The organism is Methanobrevibacter oralis (assembly GCF_001639275.1).
Taxonomy (GTDB): domain Archaea; phylum Methanobacteriota; class Methanobacteria; order Methanobacteriales; family Methanobacteriaceae; genus Methanocatella; species Methanocatella oralis.
The window spans coordinates 1-17,248 of the sequence record NZ_LWMU01000033.1 but is presented as its reverse complement, the minus strand read 5'-3'; the positions used below and the strand labels follow the sequence as shown (position 1 = coordinate 17,248).

Sequence of the window (17,248 nt, the reverse complement as noted above, 5' to 3'; positions counted from 1 at the left end):
TCCACTTTAAATGTTAATTAGTTGTTGTGGAGATAAGTCAATGGGCATGTTGAAATTAAAAGCAATTAAATTAGAAGAAAAAAAACAATTTATTCAAGAAATTCAAGAAGCTTTTCAAAAGGCGTATATTAAAGAATATGAGGATTGGGAAGAAACAATTTTACCTGTTGAAGATATTGAGGAATCATTTAATACTTTAGGAGCTGAAGCCTATTTTGCTGAAATTGATGGAAATCGAGTAGGCGGTACAATTATAGCGATTGATAAGAAAACACATTTTAATCAACTTCATCTGCTTTATGTAAAAACAGGTTCACAAAATTGTGGTGTTGGTAAAAGAATTTGGATGGCAATTGAAAAATTACATCCAGAAACAGAGACTTGGGAGACTCATACGCCCTATTTTGATAGAAGGAATATCCACTTTTATGTTAATCGATGTGGTTTTAAAATTGTTGAATTCTATAATCAAAAACATAAAGATCCACATCAAAAAAGGGATAGACTAGAAGATATGCCTTTAGAAAAATATTGTGATTTTTTTAGACTTGAGAAAGTGATGAAATAATTAACAATCATTCCAAAAGCTATCCATAATAAATTTGAAGATTTAAATATTGAAAATACTATCATTGATTGGTTTATTAGTGATAATAATGAAATTATAATTAAACCTAGAAAAAAAGTAAGTTTGGATGATGTAATAGGTATTATTGAATATGATGATCCTATTTTCTCTTTTTAAAAAATATAATAAAAATAAGTTTAAAATAGGATTTATTGATTGTTCACACGTTACTATTTATAATAATTATAATTTAGATTATATAGTATCTTTAGATAAAGGATTCAAAGTATTTGAAGAAATAAAATTATTTAATTTAAAATAGAAGTTTATTATTTCTAACATTAGTAAAAACAATCTTACCAACTTGTTTTTTTAATAGTTTTCATTTCATCAGCTTAGTATTGGCTTCCATCATACATTAACCCATTAATTCTATTGTTTGTTTAATAATTCATTACAATATTTTTAAAATCTATTTATGGTTATTAGCTACATTATAATACTTAGCAACTTTTTTTTTAATTTAATTGATTCTATATTAATTCCTGTTTATGTAGTTAAATATATATTTAAATGATTAAAACTTTTTAATTGTGAATTACAAGAAATAGAGTTGGTTTATGGCATATTTTTTTGGATTTATTTTGTTATTTGAGTTTTTCAGTAATTATAAAAGATTTTCTGTGTCAACAATTAACTTTAAAACACAGTAAAAATAAATAATGTAATGATTATTTTAAAAAAAATTAGGGGACAAATTTTTGTTAGATATAAAATTATTCAGAGAAAATCCAGAAATTATTAAAAGCTCTGAAAAGAAAAGATTTAGAGATTTTGAAAATGTGAATAAAGTCATTGAATACGATACTTTATGGAGAGAAGGAGAAAAAAGATTAAACTTTTTAAGATCTGAAAAAAATAGATTATCTAAATCTTTTAAAAAAGCTAAAGAAAACGGAAATTTAGATGAAGTAATTAGTCAATCTAAGGAAGTAGCTAATGAAATTAAAGAATTAGGTCCTAAAATACAAGAATATCTTAAATTAAGGGATGATTATAGATATAAAGTAGGAAACATTATTGATGATGAGGTTCCAATTTCAGACACTGAAGATGATAATGTTGTTATTAGAACGGTTGGAGAAAAACCAAAATTTGATTTTGAACCATTAAATCATGTGGATTTGATTAATAAAATTGATGGTGCTGATTTAGAAACTGCAGCAAGTATTGCAGGAGCTCGTTTTTATTATTTAAAAAGAGATATTTTGCATCTTAATTTAGCCTTAATTCAATTTGCTTTAGATGAACTTGAATCTCAAGGATATATTCCAATGCAAACTCCATTTTTTGTAAAGGGTGAAGTAGCTGCAGAAACATCTGAATTAGGTGAATTTAAAGAAACTTTATACAAAGTTGAAGGTGAAGATATGTATTTAATTGCAACAGCTGAGCAAACACTAGCTGCACTTCACAGAAACGAAATTATAAAACCAGAAGATTTACCAATTAAATATTGTGCTCTTTCAACTTGTTTTAGAAAAGAAGCTGGATCTCATGGAAAAGATACCTTAGGAATTTTCAGAGTTCATCAATTTGAAAAAATCGAACAATTTGTTTATACAACTCCTGATGAATCTAAAAATGAACATGAAAAATTAATGGAAGTTACAGAAGGAATTTATAAAAAGTTAGGGATCCCTTATCAGATTATAGCTATTGTATCTTCTGCATTAAATGATAATGCAGCTATTAAATACGATTTAGAAGCTTGGTTCCCTGGTTCTAAAGCATATCGTGAATTGGTTTCATGTACTAATTGTAAAGATTATCAAGCAAGAAAAACAAAAACACGTTTTGGAAAAGCAGGTTCTGGTGATGCTAAGACATTACATACTCTTAACAGTACTGCAATAGCTACTGAAAGATGTATGTGTTGTATTTTGGAAAATTATCAACAAGCTGATGGTTGTATTAAAATTCCTGATGTGTTAGTTCCATATATGGATGGGAAAACTATAATTGAATCTAAAAAATAAGAGGTTTTATCAATGGACAAATATGATGTAATTTATATTGGTAGTGGAAATGCTGCATGGCAAGGTGCTAGGTTTTTGGTAAAAGAAGGTCTTAAAGTATTAATTGTTGAAGAAGGTTTATATGGTGGGACCTGTGCAAATAGGGGTTGTAATTCAAAAGCATTATTAGATGCACCATATGAATTAAAAGCAGCTATTGATAATTTTGAAGGTGTTGGTAAAGCAGGTAATTTCAACGTTGATTGGCCTGCATTAATGAAATTTAAGCAAAAACGTATAGCTAACATGGCTAAATTTTTAGATGGTAAATTTGATGAGTATAATATTGATGTAGCTAATGCTAAAGGTGTAATTCTTGATGAACACACTGTTCAAGTAGAAGATAAAAAATATTATACCGATAAAATAGTAATTTGTACAGGCTTAAAAGCAATCATGCCTAATATTAAAGGAAAAGAATATTTGCATGATAGTAATGATTTTTTAGACATTAGTGAACTTCCTAAACATACTATTATTATAGGTGGAGGATTTATTGCCATGGAATTTGCATCAATAATTGCTGAAGCAGGTCTTGAAGCAGATGTTATTATCCGTTCTGATATGGCATTAAGAGATTTCCATCAACCTTATGTTCAAAACATTATTAAAATACTTGAAGAAAAAAACATTAGATTCCATTTTAATGAAAATGTTAAAGAAGTAATTAAAAACGATGATAGAATTTCTGATTCTCAAGTTAAAGTTGGAAATGTTGAAAAAGGAATAAACATAGATGAAGAATTTAAAGATCCAGAAGCAAAAAGTGAAAATAAAGCTTACGAAGATGGATTTACTGTTGTAACTGAAAGTGGTGTTAGTTTAAATGGAGATTATGTTATTGCAGCTATTGGAAGAGAAGCTAATGTTGAAGATATTGGCCTTGAAAATATCGCTCTTGAATATACAAAAGATGGTATTCCAGTTAATAATCACTTACAAACAAAAATCCCAAATATTTATGCTGCTGGAGATGTTGCTGATACTGGTCTTGCAAAATTGGTAACTGTTGCAATTCATCATTCTAAATATCTTATAGATGAAATTTTAGGCAAAGCTGGTGAAATTACATATCCTGTTGTACCTGCAGTTGTATATACAATACCAAGAATTGCTACTGTTGGTGTTCCAGTTTATAAGGCATTAGAAAGTGATGATTATGAAGTATTTAGACTTCAATATGGTAGAGCATATTCATTAGAACTTAAAAATGACACAACAGCTGAAGTTACGGTTGTTGTCGATAATGAGTTAAATATTGTTGGTGCTGAAATTTATGCTGCTGATGCTGAAAATATTGTTAATATGTTTACTTTTATAATCAATAAAAAAGTCACTTTAGAAGAACTTGATTATATGATTTATGCATTTCCATCTAGTAGCTCAGTATGCTTATATAAATTACATAACATTCATTACGATTTATAAATTAAAAAAAGGAGTATTTAATCGGATAAAATTAAAGCTACTCCTTCTATTATTAAACAAATTCCAATAATTATTGCTACATATATAGGATTATTTATTGAAAATGCTCCAAGTATAATAGTTATAATTCCCATTATTAAAATCATAATTGATGTAAGGGTTATACGTTCGAATTTTGATAAGATTCCAGAGATACCAAATAAAACCATTATTATACCTACAATATAAAATTGTATTCCAAATAAGAAAGATATTGCATCAATATAGAATATAAATAAAAATCCAAAAATTATAGAGATTACTCCAATTATAATTAAAATTAATGATAATATATTAATAATATTCTTAAGATTAATTCCTGAAAATACGATTATTATTCCAAAGAAAAGTAAACTTAAACCAATAATTATAGAAACAACCGAAGCACTAAACATTGGAAAAATTACAAAGATTAAACCTAGTAATACAGATAATATACCACCAATTTTGTTTACCTCCATTTATTCACCTCCATTAATTATTTATACTTTATTAAAATTATTATTTAAATAGTGGTGATATTATGAGTGATTTTGAAACAATAATTAATACAAGGCGCAGTATTCGTAAATATAAAAATAAAGAAGTATCTGATGAAGATATCTTGAAAATATTAAAAGCAGGCATGCAAGCTCCTGGAAGTAGACTTAACAGTGAACCATGGGAATTTGTAGTAATTAAAAATAAAGATAAATTGTCTAAGCTTGCTGAAATAAAACCAAGAGTTAAAACATCACCCGTTGCAATTTTACTTGTAGCTAATATTGAAAGAGCTTTTTATAAACTTCATTGGCAACAAGACATGGCTGCTGCAGCTGAAAATATGTTATTAGAAGCTGTTAACTTAGGTTTAGGTGGGCTTTGGAATGGTGTTGCTCCTACTGAGGAAACAATGGAAAAAGTAGCCAGTTTATTTGGTTTAGATAATGAAAATCAAGTTCCTTTTTGTGTAATTACCTTAGGTTATCCTGCTGATGGTTGGGAAAATAGATTCATGGATAAATTTGATGAATCAAGAATACATTATGAGGAGTATTAAATGAAATATGATTTTAAAAGTGTTATTGATCGCCATAATACAAATTCTTTAAAATGGGATTTATTTGATGATGAACTTCCAATGTGGGTTGCAGATATGGATTTTAAAGTTGCACCTCCAATTTTAGATGCAATTAAAAAAAGAATCGCACATCCAATTTTTGCATATTCAATAGTTCCAGATGAATTATTTGAGGCTTATATTAATTGGTGGGATAAACGTTATAATTTTAAAATGCAAAAAGAAGATTTATTGTTTTCAATAGGAGTAATGCCTTCAATTACAAGTATTTTAAGGACTTTTAGTGATGTTGGAGACAATATTTTTTAATTCAAACACCTGTTTATCATGCATTTTTTCATGTAATAGAAAATAATAATCGTGTGGTTGTTGAAAATAAATTAAAATACGATAATTATAGATATTCTATTGATTTTGATGATTTAGATGAAAAATTAGCTAATGTTAAAATATTTCTTTTATGTAATCCTCATAATCCTATTGGAAAAATATGGTCAAAAAGTGACTTAGAAAAGATTGGGGATTTATGTAAAAAACATGATGTTGTTATAGTTTCTGATGAAATTCATTGTGATTTAACTGATCCTGGAATAAACTATAATCCATTTGAACTTTCATCTAATTATAATAAAGCTATTACATGTATATCACCAACTAAAACTTTCAACATTGCAGGGCTTCAAAGTTCAATGATTCACACAAAAAATAAAGAGATTTATAATAAACTTAAAGAGGAATTAGTAAAAGATTTTTTCATATCTTCAAATGCATTTTCATCAATAGCTACCATAGCTGCTTATAGGGAATGTGAGGAATGGTTAGATAATTTAAAAGAGGTTCTATTTAAAAATAAGCGGATTGTTAATGATTTTATTGAAAATGAAATTCCTTTTTTAAAATTAGTTCCATCAAATGCAACTTATCTGTTATGGATTGATATTTCAATGTTAAATTCATCTTCTAAGGTATTTTGTGAGTTTTTAAGAAGAAATTATGGATTATTTTTATCTCCAGGCATTCAATTTGGTCAAAATGGAGATCAATTTTTAAGATTGAACATTGCATGTCCTGAAACACTTTTAATTAAAGGTTTAGAAAAATTAAAAGCTGCCATTAATGATTTTCAATAAAATAATCTATTAACCATGATGAAATACTAATGTCTGATGAATACTTTATTATTTCTTCTTTACTAAACCATTTAGCATCAAGAATTTCATTACCATCGACTTTTATTTCACCAGAATCATATTCAGCTTTAAAACCAAGCATTAATGAATTAGGAAATGGCCAAGTTTGACTTTTCAAATATTGGATGTTTTTAATTTTAATTCCAACTTCTTCTAAAATTTCTCTTTTAACAGTATCTTCAATACTTTCTCCAGGTTCTACAAATCCTGCTAACAAGGTATAACTATCAAGATTATGATAACTGTGTTTAGCCATTAATAATTTATCACCTTTAGATATGGTTACTATAATTGCAGGAGCTATTCTTGGATAATGCATTTGTCCACAATTAGGACATTTCATCATCATATCTTTGTCATCTAAGATGTTTTTAGTTCCACAATGCCCACAATATCTATATGAATCATACCAATCATTTACAAGTACTGCTCTAGAAGCTATTTGATATAAATCTTTGTTGAACTCGTAAATGTCATATAATGTATTAAAACTTTCATTACTTTTAACATTAACAACAAAAGCATCTTTATCTTTGTATTTTCCTATATATAATATAAAATTAATATTAAATTTATCTAAATCTTTTTTAAAGTGTATTAGTTCTTTAGATTCAGTTAAATATAATTCTCTTTCATTATTATAAATAAAATAATAAGATTCATCATCTGTTGTGTAAGAATCGCTAAAATTGATTTCATAATTTTCATAAAGAGACTTTTCTATCATGTTTATTAGTTTATTTTTGGGCTTAATTAAAATTGTTGTTTTTTTTATAAATTTTGTTAATTATTTTTTAAAAATTAAAATATTTACAACCAATTCAGGTTATAAAATTCTTATTTTATTTATAATTTGATATATTAGGATATTTATTAATAATTTGAATTTTAATTGGTTTTTTATTATGTGGTAGGTATAAACTTTTATATTGTATAACTTATAAATATTATTTTGTGATAATATGGTTTCTGAAAATATGGAAAAAGCTTTAAATGAACAATTAAATGCAGAACTCTATTCTGGATATTTATATTTGTCTATGGCAGCTTATTTTGAAGATGAAGACTTAGCTGGATTTGCTAATTGGATGAGAGTACAGGCACAAGAGGAATTAGATCATGGAATGAAATTTTATGATTATATTATTAGAAGAGGAGCTTCTGTAACTTTAACTTCTATTAAAGCACCACAAACTAAATGGAATAGTTCACTTGATGCTTTTGAAAATGTATTGGCTCATGAACAACATGTAACTAGTCTTATTAATAATTTAGTTAATATAGCTATTGAAGAAAAAGACCATGCTACAAATAATTTCTTACAATGGTTTGTTGAAGAGCAAGTTGAAGAAGAAGAAAATGCATCTGATTTACTTGCAAAAATTAAATTAGCTGATGGAGACAATAGATTAATATACGAGTTAAATAAAGAACTCGCAACTCGTGCTCCTTCTGCAGATTAAGTATGTTTTAAACATACATTTTTTTATTTTTTTATATCTTATTTTTTAAAATCATTTAATAAGAAACTAGAAGTTCTAGGGGATTATTTTCAATTTAAATTGTCTTATTTTATATACTATAAAAAACAAATATTTTTAAAGTTAATTAAAATTATGGAGTGAAATTATGATTATTAAAGCACCTTCAAGAATTCACATGTCCCTTATAGATTTAAATGGATCATATAAAAGAATTGATGGAGGAATTGGTCTTGCACTTAGAGAACCTCAATTTATATTAGAAAGTCAAGAGACAGAAAGTGATATAACTATTGAATTTGCAAAAGGTTTTGATGATAGAGAAGCTATAATTGAGTGTGAGGAAAAAATACCTAGTGCAGCTCAAAAAACATTGGAACATTTTAATATTGATTCTGGTTTTCATTTTAAGGTTCACAAAGCTTATCATCCACATTCTGGACTTGGCTCTGGAACTCAAATTGCAGTATCAACTGCACATTTAATTGCTGAAACTATGGGAATAAAAGTAGAAAGTAGGCAATTAAGTTCTATTGTTGGAAGAGGAGGAACCTCTGGAATTGGAACTTATACTCATGATTTAGGTGGTTTCATTGTTGATGGGGGACATAGTGTTGAAGAAAAATCTGGTTTTTTACCATCTGGTGCATCAAATGCAAAACCCGCTACTTTAATTGCAAGATATGATTTTCCTGAAGATTGGAACATTTTACTTGTAGAACCTAATGTTCAAAAACACATGGAAGGAGATGATGAAGTAAATGTATTCCAAACTTATTGTCCAATCCCAAAAGAAGAAGTTGAAAAGGTTTCTCATTTAATTTTAATGAATTTAATTCCATTCATGTTAGAAAAAGATATTAAAAACTTTGGATGGGCGGTAAGTGAACTTCAAAAAGTTGGATTTAATAAATTAGAACACAGTCTTGATTCAAGTTTTTTGCCTACTATGAAATCTATTGAAGAAGCTGGAGCTTATGGTGTAGGTATTAGTTCATTTGGTCCTACTCTTTACACTTTCTTTGATGATGATAACAAAGATATTGTTGATGCAGCAGCAGAAATTGTAGGGGATAAATCACGTGTTTTAGTAACTAAAGCTCAAAATCATGGGTTTACTATTGAAAAATAATTTTCAGGGCTGTCAATTTGTTAGTTCTTGGACATATTTTTTTTATTTTCTTGAGTGTTGGCAGAAATTATTGAGTTTTAATTAATTTTTCATTTTTCTCTTGTTTTTATACTATTTTTTAAATAGTGTTCATTTTTATAATTTATTATTTTTTTCATGTGAATTTCTCTTCTTTTTTTAATTCTAATAGTTAAACTCCAACCAATTTTAATTATTATTTATTATTTTCATTGGTTTATTATATTGTTTGTTAATAATTTATTATTCTTAATTAAAGTTATTGAAATCTATTTATATTAATATATATTTATAATTGATTTTATAATTTTTTTGAATTGAATTTTTGTGTTTTGGTTATTATGGTAGTGAATTGTTATATTTTGAATGATTTTTAGTAAAGGATGATGTGGAAATGGAAGAAGAATTTAAAGTTATGTATGGCTTCAGTTATTGTGGGATGATGCTTTGGATTACTTTAAAATTGAACGTATAATACCAAATGTAGATAATCCTCCTTCTAATACTTAAAAGTATTATAAAACTAATTTTTTTATGGTAGTATTAATAAAATTACTGATTCTGTGGAGTTAGTTTTATAAAATTCTAGGTTTATAATTGTTGGGGACTGTCAATTTGTTAGCTCTTGTTTTCGTTTTTCGATCCAGCCATCTTTTTGGTGCATTATCTGGTTGAATATCCCTTTTAATGTTCTAAATTTCTTTTTGTGTGCTTTGGGCATTGTATTTCCAATGTAATTTTCTATTTGATTGTTAGTACAGTCTAGTTTTCCTTTGTGTCTTTTTTTAAGGAAGTGTATGTATTTTTTGTATTCTGGGAAGAATTTTTTCTTTAAGTATTTTGCTAGAATTGGTGGATAAGTTTATTAATTTTTCTTTTAGGAAATTGATGTATTCTATTGCTTCTTCGTAGGTTTCTTTTTTGAATAATTTGTAAAATATGCTTAAATATTCGTTGATTTCATATTTTGTAGTTGTTTATCCATGTTTTTGGATTGTTTTTTGATTTGTGTTTCTGAGAGTTTAGGGTTTTGTTTTTTTTTTAGATTGCTTTCATATTCTTTGCGTATTTGCTTTAGTTCTTCTTTAAGTTCTTCATTGATATTTAATAATAAGTGGAATGTGCAGTGTTGGTGATCAAATCCAATTTCTCTCATTATTTTATCATATTCTGGTTTTAAATCCGTTACTATTGCAATGGACTCTGTTGCTTTGATGCTGTTTTTTATAAAATTTTTTGTTGTTGCAGAATCATTCTTTTTTCACTATATTAACTCTGCAATAGGCATTCGATTAATTAAATCAATATAATATATGTCTATAATACCATTTTTGCTCAATTCTAATCCATTGTACATCATAAGCAGCATAGCCTGAAAATTTCATATCGGTGTTAACATAATAACAATCCATCGAAAGTTAAAAGAGATTTTCTATATCGTTTCATATGACATATTAATGCTATTAAAAACATTAAATGTCCAAGAAAGATTTCTTAATGAATCCCAACCTCTTTTTCGCAACTCAATTGCCTTGTTTTTCATTTTAGTTGAAAAATTACAGAAATCTTCATAAAATTCCTATTAAGCCTTACTTGACTATAATATTTCTACATTTCCTACAAAATATATCGCTTAACTTTAATAATAACACTAACTCCATTTTCTAAATAAATTTTACGCCGATTATAAGATTTTTTAATAACATCATGAGAAAAACAATGATTTACAATGAGGATCATGGATTACTCAATAACCCCATCTTTGTTAATAAACGCAATCTTCATCATAGAATACCATCAATATACAAAAAAAATTGAACAGTATTCATCACCAAAACTACATTGCACTCTTTCATCATCATTTTTTCTAACAAGATCAACATTCGAAATAGTTAAATATATATTGGTTGCCATCCAAAAATAAGATATGGAAGGCATTTGTTTTTGGTATTCATGTATAAATATTTGTCTTCCAACCTATATAAAACTTATTATTGCTCAAATTAAGAATATAATTACAAAAATATGGTAAAAATAATTTAAGAAAAAAATCAATAAGCTAATCAAAAATTAGAAAGATTTAAAAAGAAATAAAAAACGCAAAAAACTAATATTAAAACCCATCACAACAAGAAAACAACAACTAATATTTAAATCTTTTCACAAACACAACATAAAACACCAAAAAAAATCAAAGAAAAAGAAAAAAACTAAAAAAATATGACAAAGAGCTAACAAATTGACAGTGCCAATTGTTGTATAAATATGATTTATAATGGGAATTGAACCTAGTGGATAGGACAATTATGGGATTATAATGTTTGTTTTCAACAAATTTATCGATTTTATAATATGGCTTTTATTCTTATTTTGGATAATAGGTTTTAACTGATTTTGAACATATATTCAATTGATGGCACAATAAAAAGAGCTCATAACTCTTCATTTAATATATAGTGTATTACTAAATATTTATACCTAGATATTCTTTGACCCAGTTTTTGTAGAATGATGTTAAATCAACTATTTTGTAGTATTCTCGTTTAAATATTTCTATTAATTAAGTATTTATTTATAAAGAATAGTTAAAAAAACACTCTTTTTGAGTGTTTTATAGATTATAAACTTCATTAGCAGATACCAATGTTATATTGCTTTTACTTAATGCAGTAATTAATTCATCCATATTATCAGAGTGTAATAACAGAATAGCTTTCCCTTCTTTTTCATGTGTAAATGCATAAATATATTCTAAATCAATTAAATTATCTTTTATGACTTCTAAAACATGAGTTAAACCACCTGGCTTATCATCCATTTCAACAGCTATGGTGTCAATGATTTTAACAAGAAAATTATTTTTTTCAAGTACTTCTTTTCCTTTTAGTGGATTATCAACAACAAGTCTTAAAATAGCAAATTCAGAAGTATCTGCCATAGACATAGCTCTTATGTTAATATTATTTTCTTTTAATATTTTTAAGGGTTTATACATACTTCCCATTTTATTTTGTAAAAATATTGATAATTGTTTAATTTTCATTTAATCACCTAATGTAATTCTCTTTTATCAATAACACGTTTAGCTTTACCTTCAAATCTAGGTATTGTTTTTGGTTCAACAAGGGTTACTTTAACACGTATACCTGTTTCGTTTTCAATTGATTTTTCAATTTGTTTTTGAACGGACATCATTTCTTTTACACCATCAAAAAACAAGTTTTGGGATGTTTCTACTTGGATTTCAATTTCGTCTAAAGTTCCAGGTCTTGTGACTATTATTAAGTAATGAGGTTCTACATCACTAACTTTAAGTAATGCTTTTTCAATTTGTGATGGGAATATAGCTACACCTTTAACTTTAATCATGTCATCAGATCTACCAGTAATTCTACTTATTCTTCCATGTGTTCTTCCACATTTGCATTTATCATATGTGATTTGAGTTAAATCTTTAGTTCTAAATCTTATAATAGGCATACCTTCTCTTTCAAGGTTTGTTAAAACTAATTCTCCTTTTTGATTAGGACCTAAGGTTTCTAAAGTGTTAGGATCTATTATTTCAGGATAGTAAATGTCTTCTGCAATATGTAAACCTTTTTGTGCAGAACATTCAACACCAACTCCAGGTCCTGTAAGTTCGGTTAATCCATAAATATTGTATGCTTTACAACCAAAGATATCTTCAACTTTATTTCTTATTTCTTCTGTCCACATTTCAGCCCCAAACCCAATAGCTTTAATTCCTAATTTTTTTGGGTTAATTCCATCTTCTAGGGCAACTTCTCCTAAGTGAATACCATATGATGGAGTAAAAATGAGTCCAGTAGTTTTAAAATCATTCATAATTTCAATTTGTCTTCTTGTTTGACCGGTTGAAATAGGAATAATTGTAGCACCTATTTTATGAGTTCCATAGTGAACACCAAATCCTCCTGTAAATAATCCATAACCATGGGTATTTTGAATAATGTCAGTTTCATCAAAACCCATCATTGTTAATCCTCTTGCTATTGTTTCACCCCAAGTATCTAAGTCTTTTTCAGTGTATCCAGATACAACAGGTTTTCCAGTAGTTCCAGAGGAAGAGTGAATTTCTTTAATATCTTTTATATCAACTGCAAACAATCCATAAGGATAGCTTTCACGTAAGTCATCTTTTGTTAAAAAAGGTAGTTTTTCAATGTCTTTTAATGTATTAATATCTTCAGGGTATACTTTAGCTTCAGTATATCTCTTATTATAATAAGGTATTTTATTAAAAGCTCTTTTAATAGTGGCTTGAAGTTTTTTTAATTGTAATTCTTCAAGCTCATCTCTTGGCATACTTTCAATTTTTTCATTCCACATCATTGATTTACCCTCATTTTTTTAAATAGTATATTATTTTATTTTTATCAACTTTATAATTTACTTATGAATTTTAATTATAAACTTAGAAAAATTGTTTTATTGTTGATTATTTATTTAAATTGTATGTGTTTAGGTAGTTAGGTTAATGTTAGAATTTATTTATATAAAAGTGGGTATTTCTAAAAATCATAAAATTTTCTATCCAAAACATTTATATATGATTAATACATAATACCAATTATTGGTTATTTTAAAATTTCCAAAAGGTTTTGAGCTAAAATTTCTAGTATAATGGGAGAAATTCCCATTATACTTAATGAATTTGTTTTTAATTTTATATATCTGTTTTATAATTGTGTTTATAAATTTTAATTTTAAACTTTTTAATAAGATAATTATTTTTAAATTATTACTTTTTTCATATTTTTCTTTTTAAAAAAGGACATATGCTTGTTTTCATTAAAATCCATTATAAAAAGTATTACTAAATTAGATTTTATCAATTTTTGGCTTATTTATTTAATTTTTAATTTGTCTTTTAATATTTATATATTTGGTTGTATAAAATATTAATGTAATTTAATTAAATTATGTATGGAGAAATTAATATGGATATGATGAATGTATTGTGGCAATTTGGTATTTTTGCATCAATCATTGTTTTTGGTGTAAAAATAGGATTAGCTTCTGGTTTAGCTAATTTATCAAAAAAATTGTTTGCTATTATCTGTTTAGGATATGGTGGTGGAGTGTTAGTGATTTCTGCTATGGCTTCCCTATATGCAGAACCACTTACTCAAGTTATTTATAATTATAATTCTATTTTTTACATTATCATGGCTTCGATCATGATTGTGGCTGGTTTATTCACAATAAGAGAGTGGAAAGTTCATGATAAAAATACGAGTACTGCAACTTCAATAGCTATTATTGCTCCTTGTCCATGTTGTTTTGGTTCAATTATTGCAAGTGTTATTATTGTAGCTCCAACAATTGGTGTAACTGCATTTAATTTAAGTTGGTATGCTGCAGCGGCTTTAGTATTAGTTATTGCAATTACTTATTTTGCTTCTAATACTATTGTTAAATATATAAATAGACCTTATCCTATTATATTAGGTAATTTTATGTTGTTATTAGGAGCATATTTCTTACTTTCAGCTATTGTAATTCCTAATATTGCTTCAGTTATGGGTAAAACTCATGCAGCAGTTTCTATTGGTTCTCCTATGGCAATGCTTGCTTTTATTTTAGCATTTATTGTTTTAGTTGCTTTAGGTATTGTATTAACTAAACGTAGCAAAAGTATTTTAGAATAAATTAGGTGATATTAAATGAGTTTAAACGTTCCAGGTGGAGAATATTTAACAGGTTCTTTAGATGTTATTTCTCAAAGTTTAACAATTCCTGTATTGATAATCTTGCTTGTTATAGTTATTATTTCGATTATTATAGTGGGTAGTGTAATTGCAGAGTATACTTCAAGGAAAAAAGTTTCTGTAAGTACGATTAGAGATTTAATTTATAAAATTAATTCAGCTGATTCTATTGATCATTTGAAAAGTATTATTTCAGATTCAGCCATTCCAAAATCTCAAAAAAAGGTTTTAAAAGAGATTGCTTCTTCTTCTGCTTTAGATAGAACTTCAAGAGAAGCTTTAGCTCGTAAATTAGTAGAATTTGAAGAAGAAAAAATGGATAAAACATTAAGTCAAACGGATACAATTACACGTGTTGGACCAACTTTAGGTTTAATGGGAACATTAATTCCTATGGGTCCAGGTTTGGCAGCTTTAGGTGTTGGTGATGTGAATACTCTTGCAGAATCATTAACTGTTGCATTTAACACAACTATTGTTGGTATTGGTTCAGGTGCATTATGTTATGTTGTTTCAAAAGTAAGAAGAGGTTGGTATGAACGTTACCTATCAGATTTAGATGCATTAAGTGATGCGGTTTTAAGTTATATGAATAATTCGTGATTTTATGGTAAGAAAACAAAGAAGAAAACGCTTTGGTGGTCAAGAGGAAGACCCGATGGCAGGTACATCTAATCTTGTTGATGCAATGTTAGTTATTGCAGTTGGTTTTTTAGTTTTTGTAATCATAAGTTGGAATATGCAAAGTGTTATTTTTTCTGATATGTCACAAGATGAAAAACAAGCAGTAATGGATGCTATGCAAAAACAAGTTACTGAAGTAAATCAAGGTAAAGAATTAAATGAAACTCCAGATACTTCTAATAGTTCTGGTCAAGGTTATACTGAAATGGGTAAGGTGTATAAAGATCCATCTACGGGTAAGCTGATTATGGTGGAAGGTTAATCCTTCCACGTTTATTTTTTAAAATCGTCGATTGCTGAATCAACTAATTTTAAAACAGATTTTTCTAAATCAGGATAATTTCCATTTATCCTAACTGGTATATTATCACAGTATACTACTTTCAAGCCTGCTTTTATTGCATCTTTTGTAGCTACATCAACAGCTGCTGCTTTAAGTTCACTTAACATTACATCTACTTTATCAATGTATTTTTCCATGTCTTGTTTTAAAAGTGGTCTATTTGAAAGATGAGATGTAACTCCTACAACTTCACAATTATAATTTTCTTCCAAATAATCAACTAATTTGTCTTTTATACTATCAGGAGCAGTTGTTGCAAATAAAACTTTTTTGCCTTCAATATTTTCTAATGGTTTAGGTCTAAATACAGTTGATATAATAGTTGCATTAGGATTTATTTCAGCTACAAAATTTTCAATATCTTTAATTTTTTTCTCGTCGCACATTGGTTCTTCACACATGGTTAATATGATTAAATCTCCAAGTGCAATCCTGTATGGTCCAAAATAGTTTATTAAATTATCAAGTGGTTGGTTAGCTCCAATAAGAGTGATTTTTTTATTTGTTTTAATTGGAGGTATTGCTGCACCACTGCCTTCAAAAATTACAAATTTGGACTCAATTTCATTAGCTAATTTAGCACCTTTGCGCATATTTGTTAAAAATACTTCACCAGCCATTCCCCCACCACAGCGTCTACAACCTATTGTTAAGATTCTACTCATAAGTGCATCTTCCCAATGATCACTTGCAGCATGAACCCCTTTTTCTGATTGTTCTAGTAAGAATTTAGCAGAAATTTCTAATTCTTCACCGTGAACTATTTCAGGTTCTTCAGGTCCTCCTCTACCCATAGCTATTACACATGGTTCATATCCATTTTTATCTATAAGTCTTGAAACAAAACCTGAAACGGCAGTTTTTCCTATACGTTTTCCAGTTCCAAGTATTGTAATTGCAGGTTTTTCCATTATTTCATATTGAGTAACAGGTTCAAATTTAAAATCAGGCCCTTCATAAGGTATTTCTTCATTTAAAACTTTACAAGCTATTTTAAATCTTTTTGGATAATCTAAAATGGGTTCATCACTTAAATCCATAACTGTGTCAATGTTATATTTTCTTATCATTTCAACAATAAGATTATATGGTATTTCTTTGTCTTTTGCAAATTGAACAGGTACTCCGAGAACTTTTGAGTAAGATTCTTCTGAATCATCCCTGAGTTTTTCTGTTCCACCTATAAAAACAGCTGCAGTTACTTCAATATGTTCTAAATTGTTCAAAGTATCGATAGCTTCTTGTGTTACTGGTAAATAATGTTCACCATCAACCAAACAAAGCATCTTATTAATGCTCTTCATGTTTATTAATTTACTTTTATCCTTATTAAATAATTAGTAAAATGAAAGATGTAACATATTTTTAGGGACTGTCAATTTGTTAGCTCTTTGACATATTTTTTAGTTTTTTTTATTTTTCTTTGATTCTTTTTGTGTTTTCTGTTGTGTTTGTGAAAAGATTTAAATATTAGTTGTTGTTTTTCTTGTTGTGA

The 17,248-nt window shown here is 27.2% G+C and carries 17 protein-coding genes; 11 read left to right on the top strand and 6 right to left on the bottom strand.

The genetic code is table 11. From position 1 onward, the window contains the following. Positions 1–10 precede the first annotated feature (10 nt). The 3 genes from MBORA_RS00740 (at position 11) to MBORA_RS00730 (ending at position 4,074) form a co-directional block, all read left to right on the top strand. Positions 11–568: a GNAT family N-acetyltransferase gene (locus MBORA_RS00740; protein WP_248845826.1), complete on the top strand. Its 558-nt coding sequence runs from the start codon at positions 11–13 to the stop codon at positions 566–568. A 761-nt stretch (positions 569–1,329) separates the two neighbouring features. Further along, entirely contained in the window at positions 1,330–2,607 is a 1,278-nt protein-coding gene (serS, locus tag MBORA_RS00735) for a serine--tRNA ligase (RefSeq protein WP_063720089.1), read from the top strand. Positions 2,608–2,619: 12 nt separating this feature from the next. Continuing rightward, positions 2,620–4,074 carry a dihydrolipoyl dehydrogenase family protein gene (locus tag MBORA_RS00730; protein ID WP_042694327.1) on the top strand — a complete coding sequence of 485 codons (1,455 nt, stop codon included), beginning with the start codon at positions 2,620–2,622 and terminating at the stop codon, positions 4,072–4,074. A gap of 17 nt (positions 4,075–4,091) precedes the next feature. Here the strand turns inward: MBORA_RS00730 and MBORA_RS00725 are convergent, their stop codons facing one another. After that, positions 4,092–4,574 carry a DUF308 domain-containing protein gene (locus MBORA_RS00725; protein ID WP_042694328.1) on the bottom strand — a complete coding sequence of 161 codons (483 nt, stop codon included), beginning with the start codon at positions 4,572–4,574 and terminating at the stop codon, positions 4,092–4,094. Between the two features lie 62 nt (positions 4,575–4,636). Here MBORA_RS00725 and MBORA_RS00720 point away from each other — a divergent pair, with 62 nt between their 5' ends. Genes MBORA_RS00720 through MBORA_RS00715 form a run of 3 tightly spaced genes read left to right on the top strand, consistent with a single transcriptional unit; the run spans position 4,637 to position 6,303 of the window. Next, a complete protein-coding gene (locus MBORA_RS00720; RefSeq protein WP_042694329.1) occupies positions 4,637–5,152 on the top strand; it encodes a nitroreductase family protein in 516 nt (171 codons plus the stop codon). After that, entirely contained in the window at positions 5,153–5,482 is a 330-nt protein-coding gene (locus MBORA_RS11030; RefSeq protein ID WP_231476015.1) for a beta C-S lyase family protein, read from the top strand. It abuts the gene before it with no gap. Next, positions 5,482–6,303, top strand: coding sequence for a MalY/PatB family protein (locus MBORA_RS00715; RefSeq protein WP_346172388.1), 822 nt, complete (start codon positions 5,482–5,484; stop codon positions 6,301–6,303). The genes MBORA_RS11030 and MBORA_RS00715 overlap by 1 nt, the downstream gene beginning before the upstream one ends. Here the strand turns inward: MBORA_RS00715 and nudC are convergent. Beyond that, complete coding sequence (gene nudC, locus MBORA_RS00710) at positions 6,287–7,090, bottom strand: NAD(+) diphosphatase (protein WP_042694330.1); 804 nt, start codon at positions 7,088–7,090, stop codon at positions 6,287–6,289. The two genes, MBORA_RS00715 and nudC, sit on opposite strands and share 17 nt — an antisense overlap. A gap of 235 nt (positions 7,091–7,325) precedes the next feature. Between nudC and MBORA_RS00705 the strand changes: the two genes are divergently transcribed. After that, positions 7,326–7,826: a ferritin gene (locus MBORA_RS00705; protein WP_042694332.1), complete on the top strand. Its 501-nt coding sequence runs from the start codon at positions 7,326–7,328 to the stop codon at positions 7,824–7,826. A 166-nt stretch (positions 7,827–7,992) separates the two neighbouring features. After that, positions 7,993–8,976, top strand: a complete 984-nt coding sequence (locus tag MBORA_RS00700; protein ID WP_042694335.1) for a beta-ribofuranosylaminobenzene 5'-phosphate synthase — start codon at positions 7,993–7,995, stop codon at positions 8,974–8,976. A gap of 961 nt (positions 8,977–9,937) precedes the next feature. Here MBORA_RS00700 and MBORA_RS00695 read toward each other — a convergent pair. From MBORA_RS00695 to MBORA_RS00685, 3 genes are all read right to left on the bottom strand, one after another. Beyond that, positions 9,938–10,150 carry a hypothetical protein gene (locus MBORA_RS00695; RefSeq protein WP_063720088.1) on the bottom strand — a complete coding sequence of 71 codons (213 nt, stop codon included), beginning with the start codon at positions 10,148–10,150 and terminating at the stop codon, positions 9,938–9,940. A 1,455-nt stretch (positions 10,151–11,605) separates the two neighbouring features. After that, positions 11,606–12,037 carry an acetolactate synthase gene (locus MBORA_RS00690; protein WP_042694338.1) on the bottom strand — a complete coding sequence of 144 codons (432 nt, stop codon included), beginning with the start codon at positions 12,035–12,037 and terminating at the stop codon, positions 11,606–11,608. Between the two features lie 8 nt (positions 12,038–12,045). Then, the gene (locus tag MBORA_RS00685; RefSeq protein WP_063720087.1) at positions 12,046–13,347 is read right to left on the bottom strand and encodes a phenylacetate--CoA ligase family protein; all 1,302 of its coding nucleotides are present in this window, start codon (positions 13,345–13,347) and stop codon (positions 12,046–12,048) included. Between the two features lie 608 nt (positions 13,348–13,955). Between MBORA_RS00685 and MBORA_RS00680 the strand changes: the two genes are divergently transcribed. From MBORA_RS00680 to MBORA_RS00670, 3 genes are read left to right on the top strand one after another with little or no spacing between them, the layout of a single operon-like run. Then, entirely contained in the window at positions 13,956–14,666 is a 711-nt protein-coding gene (locus MBORA_RS00680; protein WP_052331853.1) for a DUF2162 domain-containing protein, read from the top strand. 15 nt (positions 14,667–14,681) lie between these two features. After that, on the top strand, positions 14,682–15,329 hold the full coding sequence (locus MBORA_RS00675) for a MotA/TolQ/ExbB proton channel family protein (protein WP_042694339.1): 648 nt from the start codon (positions 14,682–14,684) through the stop codon (positions 15,327–15,329). Between the two features lie 4 nt (positions 15,330–15,333). Next, positions 15,334–15,672: a DUF2149 domain-containing protein gene (locus tag MBORA_RS00670; RefSeq protein ID WP_042694341.1), complete on the top strand. Its 339-nt coding sequence runs from the start codon at positions 15,334–15,336 to the stop codon at positions 15,670–15,672. 11 nt (positions 15,673–15,683) lie between these two features. Here MBORA_RS00670 and MBORA_RS00665 read toward each other — a convergent pair whose 3' ends face one another. Then, complete coding sequence (locus MBORA_RS00665; RefSeq protein WP_042694344.1) at positions 15,684–17,057, bottom strand: P-loop NTPase family protein; 1,374 nt, start codon at positions 17,055–17,057, stop codon at positions 15,684–15,686. Positions 17,058–17,248 lie beyond the last annotated feature (191 nt).

Bases quoted from the DNA above. Each gene is read 5' to 3' on its own strand.
- MBORA_RS00740 (WP_248845826.1), top strand. From the start codon at position 11: ATGTTAATTAGTTGTTGTGGAGATAAGTCAATGGGCATGTTGAAATTA.
- MBORA_RS00730 (WP_042694327.1), top strand. From the start codon at position 2,620: ATGGACAAATATGATGTAATTTATATTGGTAGTGGAAATGCTGCATGG.
- MBORA_RS00725 (WP_042694328.1), bottom strand. From the start codon at position 4,574: ATGGAGGTAAACAAAATTGGTGGTATATTATCTGTATTACTAGGTTTA.
- MBORA_RS00720 (WP_042694329.1), top strand. From the start codon at position 4,637: ATGAGTGATTTTGAAACAATAATTAATACAAGGCGCAGTATTCGTAAA.
- MBORA_RS11030 (WP_231476015.1), top strand. From the start codon at position 5,153: ATGAAATATGATTTTAAAAGTGTTATTGATCGCCATAATACAAATTCT.
- nudC (WP_042694330.1), bottom strand. From the start codon at position 7,090: ATGATAGAAAAGTCTCTTTATGAAAATTATGAAATCAATTTTAGCGAT.
- MBORA_RS00705 (WP_042694332.1), top strand. From the start codon at position 7,326: ATGGTTTCTGAAAATATGGAAAAAGCTTTAAATGAACAATTAAATGCA.
- MBORA_RS00700 (WP_042694335.1), top strand. From the start codon at position 7,993: ATGATTATTAAAGCACCTTCAAGAATTCACATGTCCCTTATAGATTTA.
- MBORA_RS00695 (WP_063720088.1), bottom strand. From the start codon at position 10,150: ATGAGAGAAATTGGATTTGATCACCAACACTGCACATTCCACTTATTA.
- MBORA_RS00690 (WP_042694338.1), bottom strand. From the start codon at position 12,037: ATGAAAATTAAACAATTATCAATATTTTTACAAAATAAAATGGGAAGT.
- MBORA_RS00685 (WP_063720087.1), bottom strand. From the start codon at position 13,347: ATGATGTGGAATGAAAAAATTGAAAGTATGCCAAGAGATGAGCTTGAA.
- MBORA_RS00680 (WP_052331853.1), top strand. From the start codon at position 13,956: ATGGATATGATGAATGTATTGTGGCAATTTGGTATTTTTGCATCAATC.
- MBORA_RS00675 (WP_042694339.1), top strand. From the start codon at position 14,682: ATGAGTTTAAACGTTCCAGGTGGAGAATATTTAACAGGTTCTTTAGAT.
- MBORA_RS00670 (WP_042694341.1), top strand. From the start codon at position 15,334: ATGGTAAGAAAACAAAGAAGAAAACGCTTTGGTGGTCAAGAGGAAGAC.
- MBORA_RS00665 (WP_042694344.1), bottom strand. From the start codon at position 17,057: ATGAAGAGCATTAATAAGATGCTTTGTTTGGTTGATGGTGAACATTAT.